This is a genomic window from Streptomyces sp. NPDC001914, assembly GCF_042891215.1.
GTDB lineage: Bacteria > Actinomycetota > Actinomycetes > Streptomycetales > Streptomycetaceae > Streptomyces.
Genome location: NZ_JBIASW010000011.1, coordinates 30,128 through 51,859 on the forward strand (window position 1 = coordinate 30,128; position 21,732 = coordinate 51,859).

General features: G+C 72.6%; 16 protein-coding genes. 5 read left to right on the forward strand and 11 right to left on the reverse strand.

Annotated elements, in window-relative coordinates:
• Window positions 1-37: 37 nt before the first annotated feature.
• A complete protein-coding gene (locus ACFYYF_RS28060; protein WP_388780374.1) occupies window positions 38-2,632 on the reverse strand; it encodes a bifunctional FO biosynthesis protein CofGH in 2,595 nt (864 codons plus the stop codon).
• Between the two features lie 194 nt (window positions 2,633-2,826).
• Here ACFYYF_RS28060 and ACFYYF_RS28065 point away from each other — a divergent pair, with 194 nt between their 5' ends.
• Window positions 2,827-4,341, forward strand: coding sequence for a CehA/McbA family metallohydrolase (locus ACFYYF_RS28065; RefSeq protein ID WP_388780375.1), 1,515 nt, complete (start codon window positions 2,827-2,829; stop codon window positions 4,339-4,341).
• Between the two features lie 124 nt (window positions 4,342-4,465).
• On the opposite strand, the gene ACFYYF_RS28070 is transcribed toward ACFYYF_RS28065, so the two are convergent.
• Complete coding sequence (locus ACFYYF_RS28070) at window positions 4,466-5,302, reverse strand: endonuclease/exonuclease/phosphatase family protein (RefSeq protein WP_388780517.1); 837 nt, start codon at window positions 5,300-5,302, stop codon at window positions 4,466-4,468.
• 92 nt (window positions 5,303-5,394) lie between these two features.
• Here ACFYYF_RS28070 and ACFYYF_RS28075 point away from each other — a divergent pair, with 92 nt between their 5' ends.
• Together ACFYYF_RS28075 and ACFYYF_RS28080 are read left to right on the forward strand one after the other, a co-directional pair.
• Window positions 5,395-5,790: a nitroreductase/quinone reductase family protein gene (locus ACFYYF_RS28075; protein ID WP_388780376.1), complete on the forward strand. Its 396-nt coding sequence runs from the start codon at window positions 5,395-5,397 to the stop codon at window positions 5,788-5,790.
• Window positions 5,791-6,155: 365 nt separating this feature from the next.
• Window positions 6,156-6,986 carry a DUF4232 domain-containing protein gene (locus ACFYYF_RS28080; protein WP_388780377.1) on the forward strand — a complete coding sequence of 277 codons (831 nt, stop codon included), beginning with the start codon at window positions 6,156-6,158 and terminating at the stop codon, window positions 6,984-6,986.
• Here ACFYYF_RS28080 and ACFYYF_RS28085 read toward each other — a convergent pair.
• The 9 genes from ACFYYF_RS28085 to ACFYYF_RS28125 all read right to left on the reverse strand — a co-directional run bounded on the left by ACFYYF_RS28085 (window position 6,973) and on the right by ACFYYF_RS28125 (window position 18,079).
• Window positions 6,973-7,773: a TetR/AcrR family transcriptional regulator gene (locus tag ACFYYF_RS28085; protein ID WP_388780378.1), complete on the reverse strand. Its 801-nt coding sequence runs from the start codon at window positions 7,771-7,773 to the stop codon at window positions 6,973-6,975. The genes ACFYYF_RS28080 and ACFYYF_RS28085 overlap by 14 nt on opposite strands.
• 46 nt (window positions 7,774-7,819) lie before the next feature.
• Window positions 7,820-8,563 (reverse strand): SDR family oxidoreductase, encoded by a 744-nt coding sequence (locus ACFYYF_RS28090; RefSeq protein WP_388780379.1) that lies wholly within the window; start codon window positions 8,561-8,563, stop codon window positions 7,820-7,822.
• A gap of 287 nt (window positions 8,564-8,850) precedes the next feature.
• Window positions 8,851-10,314 (reverse strand): aldehyde dehydrogenase family protein, encoded by a 1,464-nt coding sequence (locus tag ACFYYF_RS28095; RefSeq protein ID WP_388780380.1) that lies wholly within the window; start codon window positions 10,312-10,314, stop codon window positions 8,851-8,853.
• Window positions 10,311-12,041 (reverse strand): amidohydrolase family protein, encoded by a 1,731-nt coding sequence (locus ACFYYF_RS28100; protein ID WP_388780381.1) that lies wholly within the window; start codon window positions 12,039-12,041, stop codon window positions 10,311-10,313. Before ACFYYF_RS28100 ends, ACFYYF_RS28095 begins: the two co-directional genes overlap by 4 nt.
• Before the next feature lie 14 nt (window positions 12,042-12,055).
• Entirely contained in the window at window positions 12,056-13,174 is a 1,119-nt protein-coding gene (locus tag ACFYYF_RS28105; RefSeq protein ID WP_365482464.1) for an LLM class flavin-dependent oxidoreductase, read from the reverse strand.
• Between the two features lie 98 nt (window positions 13,175-13,272).
• Complete coding sequence (locus ACFYYF_RS28110) at window positions 13,273-14,049, reverse strand: SDR family NAD(P)-dependent oxidoreductase (protein ID WP_388780382.1); 777 nt, start codon at window positions 14,047-14,049, stop codon at window positions 13,273-13,275.
• A gap of 11 nt (window positions 14,050-14,060) precedes the next feature.
• On the reverse strand, window positions 14,061-15,002 hold the full coding sequence (locus ACFYYF_RS28115) for an LLM class F420-dependent oxidoreductase (RefSeq protein ID WP_388780383.1): 942 nt from the start codon (window positions 15,000-15,002) through the stop codon (window positions 14,061-14,063).
• A gap of 159 nt (window positions 15,003-15,161) precedes the next feature.
• Window positions 15,162-16,637, reverse strand: a complete 1,476-nt coding sequence (locus ACFYYF_RS28120) for a VCBS repeat-containing protein (RefSeq protein WP_388780384.1) — start codon at window positions 16,635-16,637, stop codon at window positions 15,162-15,164.
• A 182-nt stretch (window positions 16,638-16,819) separates the two neighbouring features.
• Window positions 16,820-18,079, reverse strand: a complete 1,260-nt coding sequence (locus tag ACFYYF_RS28125) for an amidohydrolase family protein (RefSeq protein ID WP_361678381.1) — start codon at window positions 18,077-18,079, stop codon at window positions 16,820-16,822.
• A 291-nt stretch (window positions 18,080-18,370) separates the two neighbouring features.
• On the opposite strand from ACFYYF_RS28125, the gene ACFYYF_RS28130 reads away from it, so the two are divergent.
• Window positions 18,371-21,325: a BTAD domain-containing putative transcriptional regulator gene (locus ACFYYF_RS28130; protein WP_388780385.1), complete on the forward strand. Its 2,955-nt coding sequence runs from the start codon at window positions 18,371-18,373 to the stop codon at window positions 21,323-21,325.
• Window positions 21,326-21,542: 217 nt separating this feature from the next.
• A complete protein-coding gene (locus tag ACFYYF_RS28135) occupies window positions 21,543-21,722 on the forward strand; it encodes a hypothetical protein (RefSeq protein ID WP_351859908.1) in 180 nt (59 codons plus the stop codon).
• Window positions 21,723-21,732: the final 10 nt, after the last annotated feature.

Below are 21,732 nucleotides of genomic sequence, written 5' to 3' on the forward strand. Positions count from 1 at the left end.
GGGCCACCGACAGCACAGAAAAGGTTTTCTCCCGGCGTCAGTCCAGCACCGGCAGCAGGTCCGGCAGGTGGCCGTCCGAGGCGGCTGCCGCGTGTTGGCGTTCCTGGGGGACCTCGCCGTAGAGGGTGGTGCGGGGTCTGGCGGGGCGGCCCGCCGCCTCGGCCACCGCGATCAGTTCTCCGACCGACTTGTAGGAGCCGTAACTGGAGCCCGCCATGCGGGAGATGGTCTCCTCCATCAGGGTGCCGCCGAGGTCGTTGGCGCCGGAGCGGAGCATTTCGGCCGCCCCCTCCGTGCCCAGCTTGACCCAACTCGTCTGGATGTTGGGGATGTGCGGGTGGAGCAGGAGACGGGCCATGGCCATGACCGCGCGGTTGTCGCGGGTCGTCGGGCCCGGCCGGGCGATGCCGGCCAGGTAGACGGGGGCGTTGGTGTGGATGAAGGGCAGGGTCACGAACTCCGTGAAGCCGCCGGTCCGCTGCTGGATGCGGGAGAGCGTGCGGAAGTGGCCGAGCCAGTGGCGGGGCTGGTCGACATGGCCGTACATCATGGTGGAGGAGGAGCGGATGCCGAGTTCGTGGGCCGTGGTGACGACCTCGATCCAGGTCGCCGCGGGCAGCTTGCCCTTGGTCAGGACCCAGCGCACCTCGTCGTCCAGGATCTCCGCCGCCGTGCCCGGAATGGTGTCCAGGCCCGCCTCCTTGGCCGCGATCAGCCATTCGCGGATGGACAGGCCGGTGCGGGTCGCGCCGTTCACCACCTCCATAGGGGAGAAGGCGTGGACGTGCATGCCGGGGACCCGTTCCTTCACGGCCCTCGCGATGTCGAAGTACGCCGTGCCCGGCAGGTCCGGGTGGATGCCGCCCTGCATGCACACCTCGACCGCGCCGACGTCCCAGGCCTGGGCGGCGCGGTCGGCGACCTGCTCAAGGGACAGCGTGTAGGCGTCGGCGTCCGTGCGGCGCTGGGCGAAGGCGCAGAAACGGCAGCCCGTGTAGCAGACGTTGGTGAAGTTGATGTTGCGGGTCACGATGTACGTGACGTCGTCGCCGACGGCCGCTCGGCGCACGTCGTCGGCGATCCGGCACAGGGCGTCCAGCGCCGGGCCGTCGGCGTGCAGCAGCGCCAGGGCCTCGTCGTCGGTCAGCTTCGTGGGGTCGTCCGCCGCGGTCGCGAGGGCCGCGCGGACGTCCGTGTCGATCCGGGACGGCACCATCCCCGGGGCCGCGGCCTCCCGCAGGGCCGCCCAGTCGCCGTACACGGTGTCGAAGTCCTCACGGCGGTCGCCGGTACGGCCCTCGGTGTCGATGCTGTGGTGCAGATCGGTGCGCCCCGAGGACGTGAAGACCTCCTCGGGCTCCTGCCACGGCCGGCCCTCGACCACCGCGTCCGGCAGCGCGAGACCGGTCTGCGGATCCGCGAGCGCCCGTACGTGCGGCAGCAGCCGCGGGTCCAGCCAGGGCTCTCCCCGCTGCACGAACTCCGGGTAGACACAGAGGCGTTCACGCAGCTCGAAGCCCGCCTCGGCCGACCGCTCGCGCAGCAGCTCGATCTGCGGCCAGGGCCGCTCAGGGTTGACGTGGTCGATGGTCAGCGGCGAGACCCCGCCCCAGTCGTCGATCCCGGCGCCGATGAGCCGCCCGTACTCGCCGGCCACCAGGTTGGGCGGCGCCTGGAGGCAGGCGGCCGGGCCCATGATGTGCCGGGCGACGGCGACGGTGGCGATCAGCTCGTCCAGCTCCGCGTCCGGCATGCCGCGCATCGCGGTGTCCGGCTTGGCGCGGAAGTTCTGGATGATCAGCTCCTGGATGCCGTGGTGGGCCCGGGAGATCCGGCGCAGCGCGAACAGGGAGTCGGCGCGCTCCTCGTACGTCTCGCCGATACCGATCAGCAGCCCGCTGGTGAACGGGACGGAGGAGCGGCCGGCGTCCTCCAGGACCCGCAGCCGGACGGCGGGCTCCTTGTCCGGGGAGCCGAAGTGGGGGCCGCCGGGCTCGGACCACAGCCGGGTCGCGGTGGTCTCCAGCATCATGCCCATCGACGGGGCGACCGGCTTCAGCCGCTGGAAGTCGGTCCACGACATCACACCCGGGTTCAGGTGCGGCAGCAGGCCCGTCTCCTCCAGGATGCGGATCGAGATCGCCCGTACGTAGGCGATCGTGTCGTCGTACCCGTGCGCGTCCAGCCATTCTCGGGCCTCGGGCCAGCGGTCCTCCGGCTTGTCGCCGAGGGTGATCAGGGCTTCCTTGCAGCCGAGTCCGGCCCCCCGGCGGGCGATGTCCAGGACCTCGTCCGGGGACATGAACATCCCGTGGCCGGCGCGGCGCAGCTTGCCGGGGACGGTGACGAAGGTGCAGTAGTGGCACTTGTCCCGGCACAGCCGGGTCAGCGGGATGAAGACGCTCTTGGAGTACGTGATGACGCCGGGGCGGCCGGCCGCGTCGAGGCCCGCGTCCCGCACCCGGGCGGCGGAGGCGGCCAGGTCGTCCAGGTCCGCGCCGCGCGCCTGGAGCAGCACCGCGGCCTCGGTCACGTCGAGCGCGACGCCGTCCCGCGCGCGCTTCAGTGCTCGCCGCATGGAGTTCGCCGTCGGCCCGGATCCGGGAGTGGTGCCCGTAGCGGAGGTCGTCATCCTTCGAGCATACGGTCGAGGTGATCAGGTATCGCCGGGCGTGCCCGATTCGGGCCGCGCGGCATCTGTCGGTCTCCTTGCAAGCCGTCGATTCCCCTGGCGTGCCCCCGCGTTCACCGCCCGCTCCCACAGTGGTCCGTGGCACTTCGCAGCACTCATGTCACGGTCACACCCGACTCCGGGGGAGCAGCGGTATGTGCGAGGACGACCACGGCATCGGCAGACGCGCGCTGTTCGTGACGGGAGCGGCGGCCGCGCTTACGTTGGGAAGTGTGACCTTCCCCAGCGGCGCGCACGCGGAACCGGCGGACGACCAGGAGACGCGGACGGTGCGCGGCACCCTCCCCACCGGCTCCCCCGACTTCGTGTATCTCCCGGTCGACGTGCCGGCCGGGGTCGCGGAGATCAAGGTCTCCTACAGCTACGAGCGGCCGTCCGTACCGGCCGGCACCGCGGGCAACGCCCTGGACATCGGCGTCTTCGACGAGCACGGCACGGAGCTGGGCGGCCGCGGCTTCCGGGGCTGGTCGGGCGGCGCGCGCACGGAGTTCTTCATCCGCTCGGACGACGCGACCCCCGGCTACATCCCCGGGCCGGTCCGCCCCGGCACCTGGCACATCGCGCTCGGCCCGTACACGGTGGCGCCCCAGGGGCTGGCGTACGAGGTCACGATCACCCTGACGTACGGGAAGCCGGTCCCCGCCCCGGAGCCGGTCTACCCGCCCGCGCGCGCCGGGGGCCGCGGCCGTGCCTGGTACCGCGGCGACTGCCATCTGCACTCCTGGTACTCGGACGGCCGCCGCACACCCGCCGAGATCGCGGCGCTGGCGCGGGCGGCGGGCCTGGACTTCATCAACTCCTCCGACCACAACACGCATGCCGCGCATCCGCACTGGGCGGACCAGGCGGGCGACGATCTGCTGATCATGCTCGGCGAGGAGGTGACCACCCGCAACGGGCACGTGCTGGCGCTCGGCACGGAGCCGGGGACCTTCGTCGACTGGCGCTACCGGGCCCGCGACAACCGCTTCGGCCGCTTCGCGCGCCGGATCCGCGCCGCCGGCGGGCTGGTCGTCCCCGCGCACCCGCACGCCACGTGTGTCGGCTGCGGCTGGAAGTTCGGCTTCGGCGAGGCGGACGCGGTCGAGGTGTGGAACGGCCCGTACACCCCCGACGACGAGGTCGCGCTCGCGGACTGGGACAGCATGCTGGTCGCCGCGGTGCGCGGGGGCCGGGACTGGCTCCCGGCGATGGGCAACAGCGACGCGCACCGCGACCCCGACCGGGTCGGCTCCCCGCAGACGGTCGTCCTCGCCGACGACCTGACCCGCGAGGCGATCCAGGAGGGCATCCGCGCGGGCCGTTCCTACGTCGCCGAGTCGAAGCTGATCTCCCTCTCCTTCTCGGCGTCCGGCGCCAAGGGCGAACACGCGGGCATCGGGGAGCGGTTGAGGGTCGCCCCGGACACCCCGGTCACCGTCCGCCTGGAGGCCGCCGGCGCACCGCGCTGCACGGTCCGCCTCGTCACCGACCAGGGCACGCTGTTCACGAGCGACCCGCTGCCGGTCGCGGGTTCCGGGACGGTCGAGTGGCGTACGACGGCGTCCTACGCGGCGTACGTACGCGCGGAGCTGCGCCACGAGACGGCGGCGGGCCCGGTCCCGGGGGCTCTGGCGGCGTTCACGAACCCCATCTTCCTGGGGCACTAGCTTCGCCGCGGCGGGCTCCGGGGCTCCCGGCGGGCAGGGATCAGGGCGCGCAGGGCTCAAGGCGCCGCAGGGCTCAAGGCGCCGCAGGGCTCAAGGCGCCGCAGGGCTCAAGGCGCCGCAGGGCTCAGGGCGTGTCCGGATCGTGCGGGGGGAGGGACAGGTCGGCCACGACGGCCGCGTGGTCCGAGGGCCATACCCCGCCGACCGGCCCGACTCCGGCCCGCCGTACGGAGCGGACGTGCCCGAGGCCGCCGGGGCCGGGCGGCCCGACGTGGACGTAGTCGATGCGGGCGGCGGGGCTGTGCGGGCCGACATGGGCGTTCGCCGGGTCCCAAGTGGCCCAGGGTGCCGACGGGTCGGCGTACTCCCAGGCGTCGAGGAAGACCTGTCCGGGAACCACCGGGTTCGTCTTGTACCCGCCGAACAGGCGGATCTCGTCGGAGTCCGGCCAGGCGTTGAAGTCACCCGTGACGACCGGGGGGAAGTCCGTGCCGCCCCGGTGCCGGGCGACGAACTCCGCGAGGGCGGTGACCTGTTCGCGGCGCACCCCGGAGGCGTGGATGGCCGAGGTGAGGTGGGTGGTGAAGAAGGGCACCTCGTGGGTGGGCGTGGCCAGGCGGGCGTGCAGGGCGAGCCTTCCGTCGTACAGCTCCTCGGGGGCGGGCAGCCGCAGCACCTCCTGCGCCACCACCGGCCAGCGGCTCAGCACGGCGTTGCCGACGTCGACCGTGTCGTCCCCGATCCGCCGCTGCCAGCGGTCCGAGGCGTCGGAAGCGGCCCAGGTCCAGTGCATCCCGAGCTCGTCCGCGAGCCACCCGGCGAGGTTCTGGCCGCCGCGCTCCCACACCTCCTGCAGCCCGACGACGTCGGGACGCAGCTCACGCAGCACCGCGAGGATCGCCTTCTGCCGCTCCTCCCAGGGCCCGAACCGCCACCAGAGGTTCCAGGTCACGACCCGCATCCACAGCCACCTGCTCCCGTCGCGCGACATCGGGGACCATTGAAACAACTCCCTTGTGCCACACACCAGCCCGGACAGGAGCCCCACCGACCATGGCCCGCCTCACCGACCTCAGGTTCCGCGCCACGACCGCCCTCCAGCGGAACCTCGTCAACCCGATCTCGCGCCGGATGCCGTTCCAGACGCTCCTGGAGACCACCGGCCGTGTCTCCGGCCTGCCCCGCCGCACCCCGCTCGGTGGCCGCCGCGTGGGCGACGCCTTCTGGCTGGTCTCGGAGTTCGGGGAGCGGTCGCAGTACATACGCAACATCCAGGCGGACCCCAGGGTGCGCGTGCGGCTCCGCGGCCGCTGGCACGAGGGCACGGCCCATCTCCTCCCGGACGACGACGCGGTGGCCCGGCTGCGCACCCTGCCCCGCGGCAACAGCGCGGCGGTACGGCTGATCGGGACGGGGCTGATAACGGTGCGGGTGGATCTGCGGGGGTGAGCCCCGCGGGGTGAGCCGGCGGGGGTGGGTCCGCGGGGGTCCCGCACCCCTGTCGGTCGAGGGTCCCGCATCCCTGTCGGGCATCCCAGGCTTCCGCGTTTCCGCAGGTCGTCGTGGGTGGGATGGTTTCACCGTCTCAGGTTGCCGGGCGTCCGTTGCCCCGGGTCCACGGGGAATCCCATGCTGTGGATGTCGCACCGGCCGAGCGGATCGTCCGCTCGGCGGCGCCACGACAACCCGGCCCACCCGTCGACGGGGACACCCATGTCCTCATGCACCAGGGACGGGCGGATGCCCCGGGTGGGGGTGCCCGGCCGCCGGCGCGTGCGACGTCCATACGGACCGGAAAAGGAAACGGGGACACCATGAACACGCCTGCCCGCAGGAACCGCAAGAGCCCCAGGGGCTGGAAGTCCTACGCCCTCGGGGCGGGGGCGGCCGTGGCGCTGCTCGCGGCCACGGCGTGCCAGCCGGGCGCGGCCGAGGGCTCGGACAGCCCCAACTCCTCGGCCGAGCCCGGCTCGACGGCTTCGGCGAAGCCCGGCGGCGCCTCGGGCACCACGGGCGGCGACGGGACCGGCAGCAGTGCCGGCAGCTCGTCCGGCACCGGCGGTACGGGCGGCACGGGCGCGGCAGGCGGCACGAGCAGCGCCGGCAGCACGGGCGACACGGGTGGCACGGGCAACGCGGGTGGCGGCACCGGCGGCACGGGCGGCAAAGGCACCGGCGCCAGCGGAGGCACCACGGGCGGGGGCGGCAAGCAGAGCATCGCCGCCTGCTCCCAGCAGGAGCTCGGTGTGTCCGCCGTGACGGAGCGGGACGCCCGGCACCTCGTCCTCACCGTCCAGAACGCGAGCGACAAGAAGTGCAACCTGTACGGCTACCCCCTCGTGCGGCTCGGTGACGGCCGGACCACGGCCCCCGTGATCAAGGACAGCGACCCGGACCCGGGAAAGCCCGTCACGCTCGCTCCGGGCCAGGAGGGGTACGCCGCCCTGCTCGTCAGCGGCCCCATGGACGAGTACGAGGCGAAGAGCATCACCCTCACGCTCCAGGGCAGCAGGCCCGGCAGCACCGTGGGCGGCCCGATCGACGTCCCCATGCCCGTGTCCACGCTGTACGCGAACGACTTCCAGCGCGTCACCTACTGGACTACCGCCTCCGGCTACGCCCTGGACTTCATCATGTCGAAGTGACGGACCCCGGTCCCCTTTCCGGCGTGCGCCGCGGGCTCTGGCCGGGCGTGTTCGACAGGCGGTCCAGCCATTCTCCGAGCAGTCCCGCCTCCGCGGGGGTGAAGGCGGGGCTCGGGTTCCGGCGGAGCTGCGCGCCGAGGCGGGTCGCGGTCGCCGGGACCCCGGGGGCGGCGGCCCGCCCCCCTTCGGGCACGTCCTGCGGCTCCAGCACCTCCGGGGTGAACACGGAGGCGTGCACCGCGTCCCGTACGCGGCGCGACAGGCTCTCGTCCGCGAACGTCGCCGGGCGGGAGACCAGCATCAGAGCGACGCCGACGTTCGCGGACATGATCATCTGTGCGGCGAGTTCGGGGGCGAGGCGGAGCTTGCCCTGTTCGGCGGCGCGGCGCAGGTCGCCGGTGAGGATCCGGTGGGCCTCCAGCGCCGCGGCGGGCGGGGTGCGCATCACCGGGGAGTGCATCAGGCGATAGAGGTTCGGGTTCCGCAGGGCGAACTCGGTGTGGCCGTCCCAGCCTTCGCGCAGGTCCTGGACCGGGTCCGTGCCGGGGTGCCGTTCCCGCTTGGCCGCGAGGTAGCGCTCCCAGCCGTGGTCGACGACGGCCGACAGCAGACCCTGCTTGTCGCCGAAGTGGCGGTAGAGCGCCGGGGCTCCGACCCCGGCGGCCTCGCACACGGACCGGGTCGAGACGTCACCGTCGGGGGACTTCGCGACCAGCTCGGCGGCCACGGCGAGGATGCGCGCCCTGGTGGTCACGGGGGCTGCGCCGGGGTTCGTGCTGTCGCTCATGGCGGAGATCCTGGCATCTTGGGGGCCGCGGGCGGAACGGAGGGCGTCAGGCGATGCCGCCGTTGGCGCGCAGGACCTGGCCGTTGACCCAGCGGCCCGCGGGGCCCGCGAGGAAGGCGACGACGGAGGCGATGTCCTCGGGTGTGCCGAGGCGTTCCAGCGGCGGCTGGGCGGCCATCCGCGCGATGGTCTCCTCGTCCTTGCCGTCCAGGAAGAGGGCGGTGGCGGTCGGTCCGGGGGCCACGGCGTTGACGGTGACGTCCCGGCCGCGCATCTCGCGGGCGAGGATGAGGGTCATGGCCTCGACGGCGCCCTTCGTGGCGGCGTACGCGGTGTAGCCGGGGATCGCGAGAGCCAGTACGGAGCTGGAGAAGTTGATGATCGCGCCGCCCGTGCGCAGCCGGCGCGCCGCCTGCTGGTCCACGACGAACGTGCCGCGGATGTTGGTGCGGTGCATGCGGTCCAGGGCGTCGAGGTCGAGGTCGACGAGCGGGGCCAGGGTCATGACACCGGCGGCGTGGACGACGACGTCGACACCGCCGAAGGTCTGCTCGGCCGCGTCGAAGAGGGCGGCTACCTCCGCCTCCTCGGCGACGTCGGCGCGGAAGGCGACGGCCTGCCCGCCCGCCTCGGCGATGGCCGCGACCGCCTTGTCGGCCTCGGCGGCGTTGCCCGCGTAGTTCACGACGACGGCGAATCCCTCACGGGCCAGCCGCTCGGCACTCTCACGGCCGATGCCGCGGGACCCTCCGGTGACGATCGCGACGCGCGTGCTCGGCTGCTCACTCATGGCGTTGCTCCTTGTCTCGGCCGGGGTAGCGGCGTTCACCATCCTGATGAGAGCAACGCTAACACCGCAGCCGTAGCATCGCTACCCGAGAAGGCCGCGACCCCGGTAGCGGCGCTACGCCGAGCGGGTGCGTGCCGACCTGTTGCGTGCCGAACGGGAAGCGGGAGTGAGGAGGCGGGAGGGAGCGGGCCGGATTCCCCGGCCGCCACTCCAGGCACCCGGCGCCTCTCCCCCGGCACCCGGCACCCCTCTCCCCCAGGCCCGCCACCGCACCCCGGCCCGTCACCTCACCCAGGCCACACGATCGACTGGGTCTCGCTGTACGCGTGCAGGGCGTACGAGCCCACGTCGCGGCCCACCCCGCTCTTCTTGAAGCCGCCGAAGGGGGCCTCCATGTTGCGGCCGACCGTGTTGACGCCGACTCCGCCCGCGCGCAGCCGGCCGGCGACGCGGAAGGCGCGGGCCACGTCGCCGGACCAGACGTAGTCGATCAAGCCGTAGTCGGAGTCGTCGGCGAGGGCGATCGCCTCCTCCTCGTCGTCGAAGGGCAGGACGACGACGACCGGGCCGAAGATCTCCTCCCGGACGACCCTCATGTCCGGGGTGCAGTCGGTCAGAAGGGTCGGGGCCACGTAGAAACCGCTGGGGAGGGAGGGGCGTTCGCCGCCCGTCACGATCCGCACGCCCTCCTTGCGGCCGAGTTCGACGTAGGACTCGACGCGGTCGCGGTGGGCCGCCGAGATGACCGGGCCGACCACAGTGTCCCGCTCGCGCGGATCGCCCACCTTCAAGTGGCGTGCATAGGCCGCCAGTTGGCTGACGAGGAGGTCGTGCACGCCCCGCTGCACCAGCACCCGCGTCGGCGCCGTGCAGATCTGCCCGCTGTAGAACGAGAAGGTCGTGCCGATGCCCGAGACCGCCGAGGCGAGGTCCGCGTCGTCGAAGACGATCGCCGCGCCCTTGCCGCCCAGTTCCATGAGCTGGCGCTTCATCCCGCGTCCGCACACCTCGGCGATCCGCTGCCCCACCGCCGTCGAACCGGTGAAGCTGACCATGTCGACGTCCGGGGAGTCGACCGCGGCCTCGCCGGACTCCGCCGTCGAGCCGCCGACCACGTTCACCACGCCCGGCGGCACACCGGCCGCCTCCAGCGCCTCCGCCATCCGGTACACGGACAGCGGGTCCTGCGGGGCCGGCTTCACCACCACGGTGTTGCCCATCGCCAGCGCGGGGGCGATCTTGCCCGCCGGGTTGGCCCACGGGTTGTTGTACGAGGTGATGCAGGTGACCACGCCGACGGGCCGGCGCACGGCCAGCGCGCCCATCACCGCGGCCCCGCCGAACGGTCCCGCCTCGTTGATCTGCGGCGGCAGCGCGCTCTCGACCGGCTCGGGCCGCGCGTAGCGCCGGAAACGGGCCATCCCGACCCCGACCTGCATGCCGCGCGCCGTCCCGGTGGTGGCGCCGCTCTCCGCCTGCGCGAGGTCGGCGTACGGCACGAGGTTGCGCCGGATGACGTCCGCCGCCCGCGCGAGGACGCCGGCCCGCTCCTCGGCGGACGTGCGCGACCAGGACCCGAAGGCCTCGCGGGCCGCCGCCGCAGCCGCGTGCACCTGGGCCCGCGACGCCTCGGGCGCGAGCCCGACCACCTTCTCGGTCGCCGGGTCGACGACCTCGTGGAAGCCGTGCTCGGGCGTCACCCACGCCCCGCCGATGAACAGCCGCTGCCCGGTGCCCGACGAGCCCGTCACCGGGTGCTCACCGTCCGGGTGTCGCGGCCCGACCGCAGCACCTTGCCCGGCACCGCGCCCGTCACCACGTCGTCGCGGATCGCCTCGACCCCGTTGACCCACACGGCCCGCACCCCGATCGCCCGGGAGTCGAGCCGCGGACTGTCACCCGGCAGGTCGTGCACCAGGACGGCCTTGCCGGCGTCGATCCGCTCCGGGTCGAACAGCACCAGGTCCGCATGGAATCCCACCTCGACCCGCCCGCGTCCGCGCAGCCCGAACAGCCGCGCCGGATCGTCCGTCAGCATCTTCACCGCCTGCTCCAGCGAGGCGAGCCTTCGGCCCCGCAGGCAGTCGCCGAGGAACCGGGTGGTGTACGGGGCCCCGCACATCCGGTCCAGATGGGCGCCCGCGTCGGAGCCGCCGAGCAGGACGTCCTGGTGCTGCCAGGTCTCGGCGCGCAGGGCCCAGGAGTCCGGGTCGTTGTCGGTGGGCATGGGCCACAGGACCGTCCGCAGTTCGTCGGCCGCGCAGATCTCCACCAGGCACGCGAACGGCTCCTGCCCGCGTTCGGCGGCGATGTCCCGCACCACGCGCCCGGTCAGACCCTCGTTGGCGGCGCTGTAGGTGTCGCCGATGACGTACCGGCCGAAGTCGGCGAGCCGCCGGAAGACGCCCGCCTCCCTGCTCGCCGCGCGCCTCAGCAGCTCCGCGCGGACCTCGGGGTCGCGGAGTCTCGCGATGCGCTCGGGCACGGGCAGCGCGAGCACCGGTCCCCAGCCGGGGATCAGGTTCAGCGCGCAGAAGGTGCCGAGCGACATGTTCATCGGGGTGAGGATCGGCATGGTGAGCGCGACCACGCGGCCGCCTGACTTGCGGGCGCGTTCGCTCGCCTCCAGCTGGCGCGGGACCCGTTCGGGGACGGCGGAGTCGATCGTCAGGACGTTCCAGTTGAGCGGGCGGCCCGCGGCCGCGCTCATCTCCACGAACAGGTCGATCTCGGCGTCGCTGAACTGGTCCAGGCAGCCGGCCGTGATCGCCTCGATCTGGGTGCCCTCGTGCTCCCCCACGGCCCGGGAGAGGGCGAGCAGTTCGGCGGGCCGGGCGTGCCGAGAGGCGACCGGGCTGCCGTCGCCGTCCGAGTGCGTGGAGGACTGGGTGGTGGACAGACCCCAGGCCCCGGCGTCCATGGCCTCGTGGAACAGCCGCAGCATGGCGTCGAGTTGATCGCCGGAGGGCTGGCCGCCGACCGCGTCGGGGCCCATCACGTACCGGCGCAGCGCGCAATGCCCCACCATGAAGCCCGCGTTGACCGCGATGCGGCCCTCCAGGGCGTCGAGGTAGTCCCCGAAGGTGTACCAGTTCCAGGGCGCGCCCTCCTCCAGGGCGACCAGGGACATGCCCTCGACCCTGGACAGCATGCGGCGCGTGTAGTCGGCGTCCTCGGGGCGGGCGGGGTTCAGCGGGGCGAGGGTGAAGCCGCAGTTGCCGCCCGCGACCGTGGTGACGCCGTGGTTGAGGGAGGGGGTCGCGTACGGGTCCCAGAAGAGCTGGGCGTCGTAGTGCGTGTGCGGGTCGACGAAGCCGGGGGCGAGGACGAGCCCGTGCGCGTCCTCGCTGGTCCGGGCCGGTTCGGTGACCGTGCCGATCACGGCGACCCGGCCGCCGCCGATGCCCACGTCCGCGGTGCGGGCGGGCGCTCCCGTCCCGTCCACGACGGTCGCGCCCTTGATCAGATGGTCGAGCATCGCGGAAGCACCCCCTAGGCGGCTTGGCGGAACCGGGTCGTGCGGTGCACCGGGTCCGTGTCGATCTTCGGAATGACGTGCTCGCCGATGAGCCGGATCGTCTGGAGGGTCTCCTCCTTGGGGACGCCGACGGGCAGCCCGAAGCTGAGCTGGTCGGCGCCGGCCTGCTCCCAGCGCTTGCACTGGGTGAGCACCTCGTCCGGGTCGCCGCAGATCAGCAGCTCCTCCTCGATGAGGAGCTCGACGAACTCGGGGGTGTACTCGGGGAGGGTCTCGGGCCAGACGGGGAAGCCCTCGGGGCGCGGGAAGGTGTCGTGGTAGCGGAAGACGAGGGAGGGCAGGTAGTGCAGCCCGCCGCCGACCGCGATCCGGATCGCCTCGTCGTGGGTGGGCGCGCAGATGGCGGTGGTGGTCACCATCACGTTGTCGTTGACGAAGTCGCCGATGGGCTCGGCGTTCACGACGGCGGTCTTGTATTGCTCCAGGACCCACTCCATGTCGGCGACCTTCTGCACGCTGAAGCCGAGCACGCCGAGGCCCTTGCGGGCGGCCATGGCGTACGAGGGCGGCGACCCGGCGGCGTACCACATCGCGGGGTGCGACTTCCCGTACGGCTTGGGCAGGATCTTGCGCGGCGGCAGCGACCAGTGCTTGCCCTGGAAGCCCACGTACTCGTCCTGGAGCCACATCTTGGGGAACTCGGCGATGGTCTCTTCCCAGATCTCCTTGGTGAAGTTCATGTCGGTGATGCCGGGGAGGAAGCCGAGGATCTCGTGCGAACCCGCGCCTCGGCCGGATCCGAACTCGAAGCGGTTGCCGCTGAGATGGTCGAGCATGGCGACCTTCTCGGCGACCTTGACCGGGTGGTTGACCTGGGCGAGCGGGTTGAAGATGCCGGATCCGAGGTGGATGCGGTCGGTGGCGTGCGCCAGGTAGCCGAGGTAGACGTCGTTGGCCGAGAGGTGCGAGTACTCCTCCAGGAAGTGGTGTTCGGACGCCCAGGCGTACTTGAAGCCGGACTTGTCCGCCTGGATGACGTACTCGGTCTCCTCCATCAGCGCCTTGTGCTCCGCGAGCGGGTCGGTCTCGGCCCGCTTGCCCACGTATCCCTGTACAAAGAGCCCGAATTCCAAGGAGGTTCACCGTCCCCATCCAGTTATCTGACATACCGTCAGATTCATTGAGCCGACTGTTCCACCGCGGGCATGCACCGTCAATAGCTGACGCGTCGTCAGAGAACGCTCACGCCGGCGAGCCAGCCGCCGTCGATCACGAAGGGCTGCCCGGTGATGTACGAGGAGTCCTCGCCGGTCAGGAACAGGGCGAGCCTCGCCACGTCCTCGGGGCGGCCGATCCGGCCGAGCGGCACGAGCTTGCCGTAGAACGCGTCGAGCGCCTGCGAGGCCTCCTCGCCGTCCGTGCCGCGGGAGAGCTGGGCCGGGTTGCTCATGGCCGTGTCGACGGCTCCCGGGCAGACGGCGTTGACCCGGATCCCCTTGTCCGCGAGTTCGAGCGCCGCGACGCGGGTGAGCCCGACGATGGCGTGCTTGGTCGCCGCGTACGCGCCCACGTACGCCATCCCCGTCAGCCCGGTGAAGGAGGCCGTGTTCACGATCGTGCCGCCGCCGGCCGCGGCGATCTCGGGCGCCAGCGCCTTGATCCCGAGGAACACCCCGACCTGGTTGACCTGCACGATCTGCATGAACTCCGCGAGCGGGGTGTCGACGAGCGCGTTGAAGCGCAGGATGCCGGCGTTGTTCACCAGCCCGTCGATCCGCCCGTACGCGGCCTTCGCCGAGGCGACCGCCGCCGTCCAGTCCTCCTCCCGGCCCACGTCCAGGTGGACGAAGTGCGCGCCGATCTCCGCGGCGAGCTCCCCGCCCTGGTCGTCGAGCACGTCCGCGACGACCACGCGCGCGCCCTCCGCGGCGAAGAGCCGCGCCTCCTGCTCGCCCTGTCCGCGCGCCGCGCCAGTGATGAGGACGACCCGCCCGTCCAGCTTGCCCATGCCATCACTCCCTAGCCGAGGTGGGGTGCGACGTCCGCGCCGAACGCCGCCATCTGGTCCGTGAGTTCGGCACGGCTCCTGCTGCGGAACCGCACCTGGATCTGGTGCACACCCATCGCGCCGTACGCCCGCAGCGAGGCGGCCAGCGCCTCGGGCGGTCCGCTCAGCGTCCGCCGTCCGACCTCCCAGCCGGGCTCGCCGACGTACAGCGGCTCGGTGATGGCGCCGATCGTGAGAGGCGCCCCGACGCCCGCCTCGGCGCGCAGGGCCGTGAGCCGGGCGATCTGGCCCGGCAGCCGGTCGCGCGGATCGCCCTGCGGCAGCCAGCCGTCGCCGCGCAGCGCGGCCCGGCGCACGGCGGCGGGCGAGGAGCCGCCCACCCACACGGGCACCCGTTCCTGGGCGGGCCTGGGCCGCTGGCCGAGACCTTCGAAGTCGTACGTCTTGCCGTGGTGGACGGGGAACTCCTCCGGCCCGAGCGCGGCGCGCAACGCGTCGATCGTCTCGTCGAGGACGGCTCCCCTGCGCTCGAAGTCGGCCCCGACCGCCTCGAACTCCTCCCGTACGTGCCCGGCGCCGACCCCGAGGATCAGCCGGCCGCCCGAGAGGTGGTCGAGGGTCGCGTACTGCTTGGCCGTGACGAGCGGGTGCCGGAGCCCGACGACCGCGACATGGCTGAGCAGCCGGACGCGCCGGGTCACGGCCGCGAGGAAGGCGAGCGTGGCGACGGGGTCGTACCAGACCGTGCTCATGGCGTCCGCGAGCCGGCGCGGTATGGCGACGTGGTCGCAGCTCGCGATGTAGGCGAAGCCGGCGCGGTCGGCGGCACGGGCGATCTCGACGAGGTCGTCGACGCCGGCGGCGGCTTCCCAGGGTTCCGCGTAGATGGCGCTCTGCGACTGGACGGGGAGCTGGATGCCGTAGGAGAGGCGTTCCTCGGACGGGACGGGCACGACGACCCCCTTGCCTGGCTGACGGTCCCGAACTGCCTGACGGTCCGTCAGATCTAATGGGACTCGCACATAGTCGTCGCTGACGCCGCGTCATACAAGGGGCGGCCCCGGCGGAAAATGTCCGCCGGGGCCGTCGTCCGGGAGAGCACGCGGGATGCGTCAGGGGGCGAGGCCGTAGCCGAACCAGGCGTCGGTGACGGGCGCGCCGAGGGTGGCGGGCCCGAAGGAGACGGAGCCGGTGGCGGTCGGGCCGGTGCTGATGGAGCGGAAGGCCCAAACGCCGCCGTCGTAGGTGTTCTCCCCGTACGCGGCGACGTACAGCTCCGCGCGGCCGTCGTGGTTGGCGTCGGTCAGCGCGGTGTACCCGCCGAAGAGGTCGCCCTTCTCGGCGGTGCCGGGAACACCCGTGGCGTCCTGGCTGAAGGACACGGCGCCGCTGCCCGTGAGTCCGGACGCCGAACCGCGCAGGACGGCCACGCCGCCCGCCGAGGCGAGCGTGCCGATGGCCTCGCCCGGGGTGCCGACGGCGACGTCCGCGTACCCGTCGCCGTTGACGTCGCCGACGGAGATGCCGAGGCCGAAGTCGTCGCCCTTCTCGGACACTCCGGGCACGCCCGCCGTGTCCTGGTTGATCACCGTCGTACGGGAGGTGTCGGGGCCGCTCGCCGAGCCGTAGACCACGCCGACCTGCCCGCCGAGGAGCTCCGGCTCGACGGATTCCTCGCCGTGGCCGTCGACGGGACGCCCGATGACGAGGTCGGCGTAGCCGTCCTTGTTCACGTCGCCGACGCCGAGGCTGGAGCCGCCGGGCATGTCGGTGCCGTCGGCCCGCGTCAGTTCGACCGGGTCGCTCAGCCCCTGCTTGGTGCCGTGGAGGTAGGCGATGCGGTAGCCGACGCCCGCCCAAAATTCCTCGACCGGGGTGTGGATGAGGCCGACGAGGTCGGTGATGCCGTCGTGGTCGACGTCCCCGGCCGCGACGTCGTCGATGAGGTAGGGGTTGTTGATGTCGTCGTCCGTGTCGAGGACGAGGCTCCCGGTCGCCGCGGCACCGGCGGTGCGGGTGAACGGGCCGGTCAGCAGGTGGTTGTCCGCGGCCACGTCGAGCCGACCGTCGCCGTTGAAGTCGCCGACGACCGTGTTCCGGGTCCTGACCTGGTCGAACGTGGAGCCGGCCGCCACGACCCTTCCGCCGGACAGTCCCGCTCTTCCGCCCCAGACGACGGTAAGAGTGCCCGCCCCCGGCACGGACCCGACGCCCTCGCCCGGGGCGCCGACGACCAGGTCCGTGTACCCGTCGCCGTCCAGGTCGCCGTGGGACAGGCCCCAGCCGAACCGGTCGCCGGTCTCGGCGGCGCCGGGTATGCCGGCCGTGTCCTGGCTGATGACCTGCCGGTGCTTGGTGTCCAGCCCCTTCGAGGAGCCGTACACGACGCTCACGTATCCCGCACGGCCGTGCCCACCGACCGTGCCTTGCAACGCGGGGACGGCGAGGTCCGCGTACCCGTCGCCGTTGAAGTCGGCGCGCACGCTCGTCGTACCGGCGGCGTGCGCGCTCACCGGGCCGACGACGGCCCCGGCGGCGGCCACGGCGGCCACGAGTGCGAGGCGAGAAAGAGACCTGCGTCGTCTCATGTGGAACCCAACTCCTGCGGTGAAGGAACGGCCGACCGGCAGCGGAATCATAGATTCCGCTGCCGGTACGACTTTCCTCACGGGCACGGGGTTGCCCGGGGGTCGGCGGGAGTTCCCGAACTGTTATCCGGCGCCGCCGGCCACGCGCACCCGGCACCGCGGTCCCTCCGCCCCTCAACCCCTCAGCCCGCCCAGAGCCCGTCCGCCGTCAGGCCCAGCAGGTCGATCGCGTTCCCCCGTACGATCCGCTCGACGACGTCCGGGGCCAGGTGGCCCATCTGGGCCTCGCCGACCTCCTTCGACTTCGGCCAGGTGGAGTCGGAGTGCGGGTAGTCGGTCTCGTAGAGGACGTTGCCGACGCCGATCGCGTCGAGGTTGCGCAGCCCGAAGGCGTCGTCGAAGAAACAGCCGTACACATGGTCGGCGAACAGCTCGGACGGCGGCCGGTGGACCTTGTCGGCCACCCCGCCCCAGGCGCGGTTCTCCTCCCACACCACGTCGGCGCGTTCCAGGATGTACGGGATCCAGCCGATCTGTCCCTCCGCGTACATCACCTTCAGGTTCGGGAAGCGCTCGAACTTGCCGCTCATGAGCCAGTCGACCATCGAGAAGCAGCAGTTGGCGAAGGTGATCGTGGAGCCGACCGCGGGCGGCGCGTCGGCCGAGGTCGACGGCATCCGGCTGCTGGAGCCGATGTGCATGGCGATGACCGTGCCCGTCTCGTCACAGGCGGCGAGGAAGGGGTCCCAGTCGTCGGTGTGCACGGACGGGAGCCCGAGGTGCGGCGGGATTTCGGAGAAGGCCACCGCGCGCACCCCGCGGGCGGCGTTGCGCCGCACCTCGTCCGCCGCGAGCCGGGCGTCCCACAGCGGTACGAGCGTCAGCGGTATGAGACGTCCGTGGGCGTCGGGCCCGCACCACTCCTCCACCATCCAGTCGTTGTAGGCCCGCACCGAGAGGAGGCCCAGCTCACGGTCAGCCGCCTCGGTGAACGTCTGCCCGCAGAAACGGGGGAAGGTGGGGAAGCAGAGGGCGGACTGGACGTGGTTGACGTCCATGTCGGCCAGCCGCCGCGGCACGTCGTACGAACCGGGGCGCATCTGCTCGTACGTGATGACCTCGAGCCGGATCTCGTCGCGGGCGTAGCCGACGGCCGTGTCGAGGCGGGTGAGGGGCCGGTGCAGATCTTCGTAGACCCACCAGTCCCCGACGGGACCCTCGTCTCCCGGCGCACCCATGACGGGGGCGAACTTCCCGCCCAGGAAGGTCATTTCCTTCAGGGGCGCGCGGACGATGCGGGGCCCGGTGTCCTGGTACCTCGCGGGCAGCCGGTCCCGCCAGACGCCGGGCGGTTCGACCGTGTGGTCGTCCACCGAGATGATCCGGGGGAAGGCGGCCTGGGCGTCCGCCGAGGGGCTCTGCGCGGTTTCCGTCGTCTCCATACCGGCCACGGTAGCGCTGATCTGACGACCCGTCAGCTCTCTGACGGAGACCTGCCGGCCCGGCTACGGGCACCCGCCGGACCGCCGCCATCGGCCCGCACCGGCGCCCGTCGGAGGACACCGCCGGCGGCAGCGCGGAGATGAAGGGGCGCGAAAGTGTGAGGAGCCTGTGTGGGGACCGTGTGAACTGCCGGGCCACACCTTGTGATCGCTGTCTCGCACGGCTGACGCATCCGCCATGAACAAGGCAAACTGGCCTCGTTGCACTGACAGTTCGGCAGGGGGACAGCGATGGACGGTGTGCCGCGCGTACCGAAGCAGTGGCGTCCGGGCCCCGAGGAGCCCGCGGCGTTGCGCTTCAGCGTGCTCGGCCCGGTGCGCGCCTGGCTCGGTGACGATCCGCTGCCGGCCGGGTCCCCACAGCAACGCGCCCTGCTGGCCGCGCTGCTGCTGCGCGACGGACGCACCGCCACGGCCTCCGAGCTGATCGACGCCCTGTGGGGCGACGAGCCCCCGTCCCAGGCTCTGGCCGCCCTGCGCACGTACGCCTCCCGGCTGCGCAAGACGCTCGGCGCGGAGGTGCTGGTCAGCGAGTCCGGCGGCTACGCCATCCGCTCCCTGCGCGAGGGCGCGCTCGACCACGTGAACGCCCAGGAACTGGCCGCCGACGCCGAGAAGGCGCGCGCGGCGGGCGACCTGTCCCGCGCCCGCGACCTGCTCAGGGACGCCCTCGCCCTGTGGGACGGCGAACCGCTCGCGAGCATCCCCGGCCCCTACGCGGAGACCCAGCGGGCCCGTCTGGAGGAGTGGCGCCTGCAACTCCTCGAATCCTGCCTGGACATGGACCTGGAACAGGGCTTCCACGCGGAGGCGGTCTCCGAACTCACCGCGCTCACCGCCGCGCACCCGCTGCGCGAACGCCTGCGCGAACTGCTGATGCTGGCGCTGTACCGCTCCGGACGCCAGGCGGAAGCCCTCGCCGTGTACGCGGACACCCGGCGGCTGCTCGCCGACGAGCTGGGCGTGGACCCCCGGCAGGGGCTGAAGGAACTCCAGCAGCGCATACTCCAGGCGGACCCGGGCCTCGCGGAACCCTCCGCCCCGAAGGCGGAACCCGTCGTCGCCCTCGTCCGCCCGGCCCAGCTCCCGGCGACCGTCACCGACTTCACCGGCCGGGCGTCCTTCGTGCAGGAACTGAGCGACGTCCTCGCCGCCGCGTCCTCCGAGGAGGGCCGGGTCATGGCCGTCTCGGCGCTCGCGGGCATCGGCGGCGTCGGCAAGACCACCCTCGCGGTGCACGTGGCCCACCAGGCCCGCGGGGCCTTCCCCGACGGACAGCTGTACGTCGACCTGCAGGGCGCCGGGTCCCGGGCGGCCGAACCCGAGACGGTCCTCGGCGCCTTCCTGCGCGCCCTCGGAACCGCGGACTCCGCGATCCCGGACTCGCTGGAGGAACGCTCGGCCCTCTACCGCTCCGTCCTCGACGGGCGCCGCGTCCTGGTCCTGCTGGACAACGCCCGCGACGCCGCCCAGGTGCGGCCGCTGCTGCCCGGCACCGAGGGCTGCGCCGCCCTGGTGACCTCGCGCATCCGGATGGTGGACCTGGCGGGCGCCCATCTCGTGGACCTCGACGTGATGTCCCCCGAGGAGGCGCTGCAGCTCTTCACGAAGATCGTGGGCGAGGAGCGGGTCGCCTCCGAGCGGGAGGCCGCCCTCGACGTGGTCGCGGCCTGCGGCTTCCTGCCCCTGGCCATCCGGATCGCCGCCTCCCGGCTCGCCGCCCGCCGCACCTGGACGGTGTCGGTGCTCGCGGCGAAGCTCGGTGACGAGCGGCGCCGGCTCGACGAGCTCCAGGCCGGCGACCTGGCCGTCAAGGCCACCTTCGAGCTCGGCTACGGCCAGCTGGAGCCGGCCCAGGCGCGCGCCTTCCGGCTGCTGGGCCTCGCCGACGGCCCCGACATCTCGCTGGCGGCCGCGGCGGCGGTGCTGGACCTCCCGGCCGAGGCCACCGAGGACCTGCTGGAGTCCCTGGTCGACACCTCCCTGCTGGAGTCGGCGGCGCCCGGCCGCTACCGCTACCACGACCTCGTCCGCCTCTACGCGCGTGCGTGCGCCGAACGCGACGAACAGCCCCCGAGCGAGCGGGCGGCGGCCCTGTCGCGGCTGCTGGACTTCTACCTGAGCACGGCGGCGGGCGTCTACGCGATCGAACGCCCGGGCGACCGCCTGGTGGACCACCTGGAACCGACGGCCCACACGGGCCTGACGTTCGAGGACCGGCACCGGGCGCAGGACTGGCTGTACTCGGAGGCGATCTCCCTGCTGGCGTGTGTCCGGCAGTCCACCGGGGACGGATTCCTCCGGCGCTCCGTCGACGCGCTGTGGGCCTCCGTGGACCTGGCGGAGTCCGGCACGAACTCCAAGGCGTACGAAGGGGTCGCCGCCGCGCTGCGGGAAGCGGCCCAGGAGGCCGCCGACGCGCACGCCGAGGCGCGGGCCCTCGTCACGCTGGCTTACGTGCACTACTACACCGGCCGCTTCGAGCCCGCCCGCGAGGCCGCCGCGCAGGCCCTCGAACTGGCCGCCGAGACCGACCATCTGACGAGCTGCTGGGCATCCAACACCCTGGGGGTGATCGCCCTCCTGCAGAACCAGTACGAGGACGGCGAGGCACATCTCACGCGGGCGATCGAGAGCTTCCGGGCCTGCCACGACCGGGCCGGCGAGGCCAGCGCCCTGTGCAACCTCTCGCGCATCCACCTCGCCACCGGGCGCACCGGCAGCGCCGTGTCGCTGGCTCAGCAGGGCACCGACATGTACGACGACATGGGCCACGCCCTGAAGGGCGCCAACGGCCGCTACGCGCTGGGCCTCGCCCTCACCCAGAGCGGCCGGCTTGCGGAGGCGAACGCCCGTCTCGGAGAGGCGCTCGCGGTGTTCCGCAACAGCCGCCAGCGCCTGTGGGAGGGCATGTCCCTGTTCCGCCTCGCGGAGGCCGATCTCGCGGCCCAGCGCCCGGCCGCCGCGGCGACGAACGCCGAGACGGCCCTGACGGTGCTGCGGGGCATCGGCGGCGAGTGGCGCAGGGGCAATGTCCTCATCGTGCTCGGCCAGGCGCTGAACGCGATCGGCCACTCCGGCCGGGCCCAGGTCTGCTGGCGCGAATCCCTCGACATCTTCCAGACGTTGGGCTCTCCGGAGGCCGCCACGGTCAGGGCACTGCTGAATCCGATGGCGGTTGCCTAGGGCTCATAGGCGTTCGCATGCCGGGGCGTTCATCGTTCGTTTATCGCCGCCCGGCAGTCTCTGTGTTGTCGATCCGTCGCGTCGGGGGGCAGTCGGGACGACCTGAGGCCGTAGCACTAAGGTAATCGGCCCCGAGTGCCCGTCCGGCGGCCCACGGGGGAGCTGCCGGACGGGCCGCTCCAAACAACGCACCAAGACTGTCAGGGGGACAGCCACCATGAGCGACACCAACAGCACCGACAACATCCACGCCACGGACGAGCCGACCGGCGGGGCCTCCACGGACAACATCCACGCCACGAGCGAGCCGCTCACCGGCAAGAACCCGATCACCAAGGACGACGGCACCGGCGACGCCTCGACGGACAACATCCACGCGACGGACGAGCCGGTCTAAGTCCCACCTG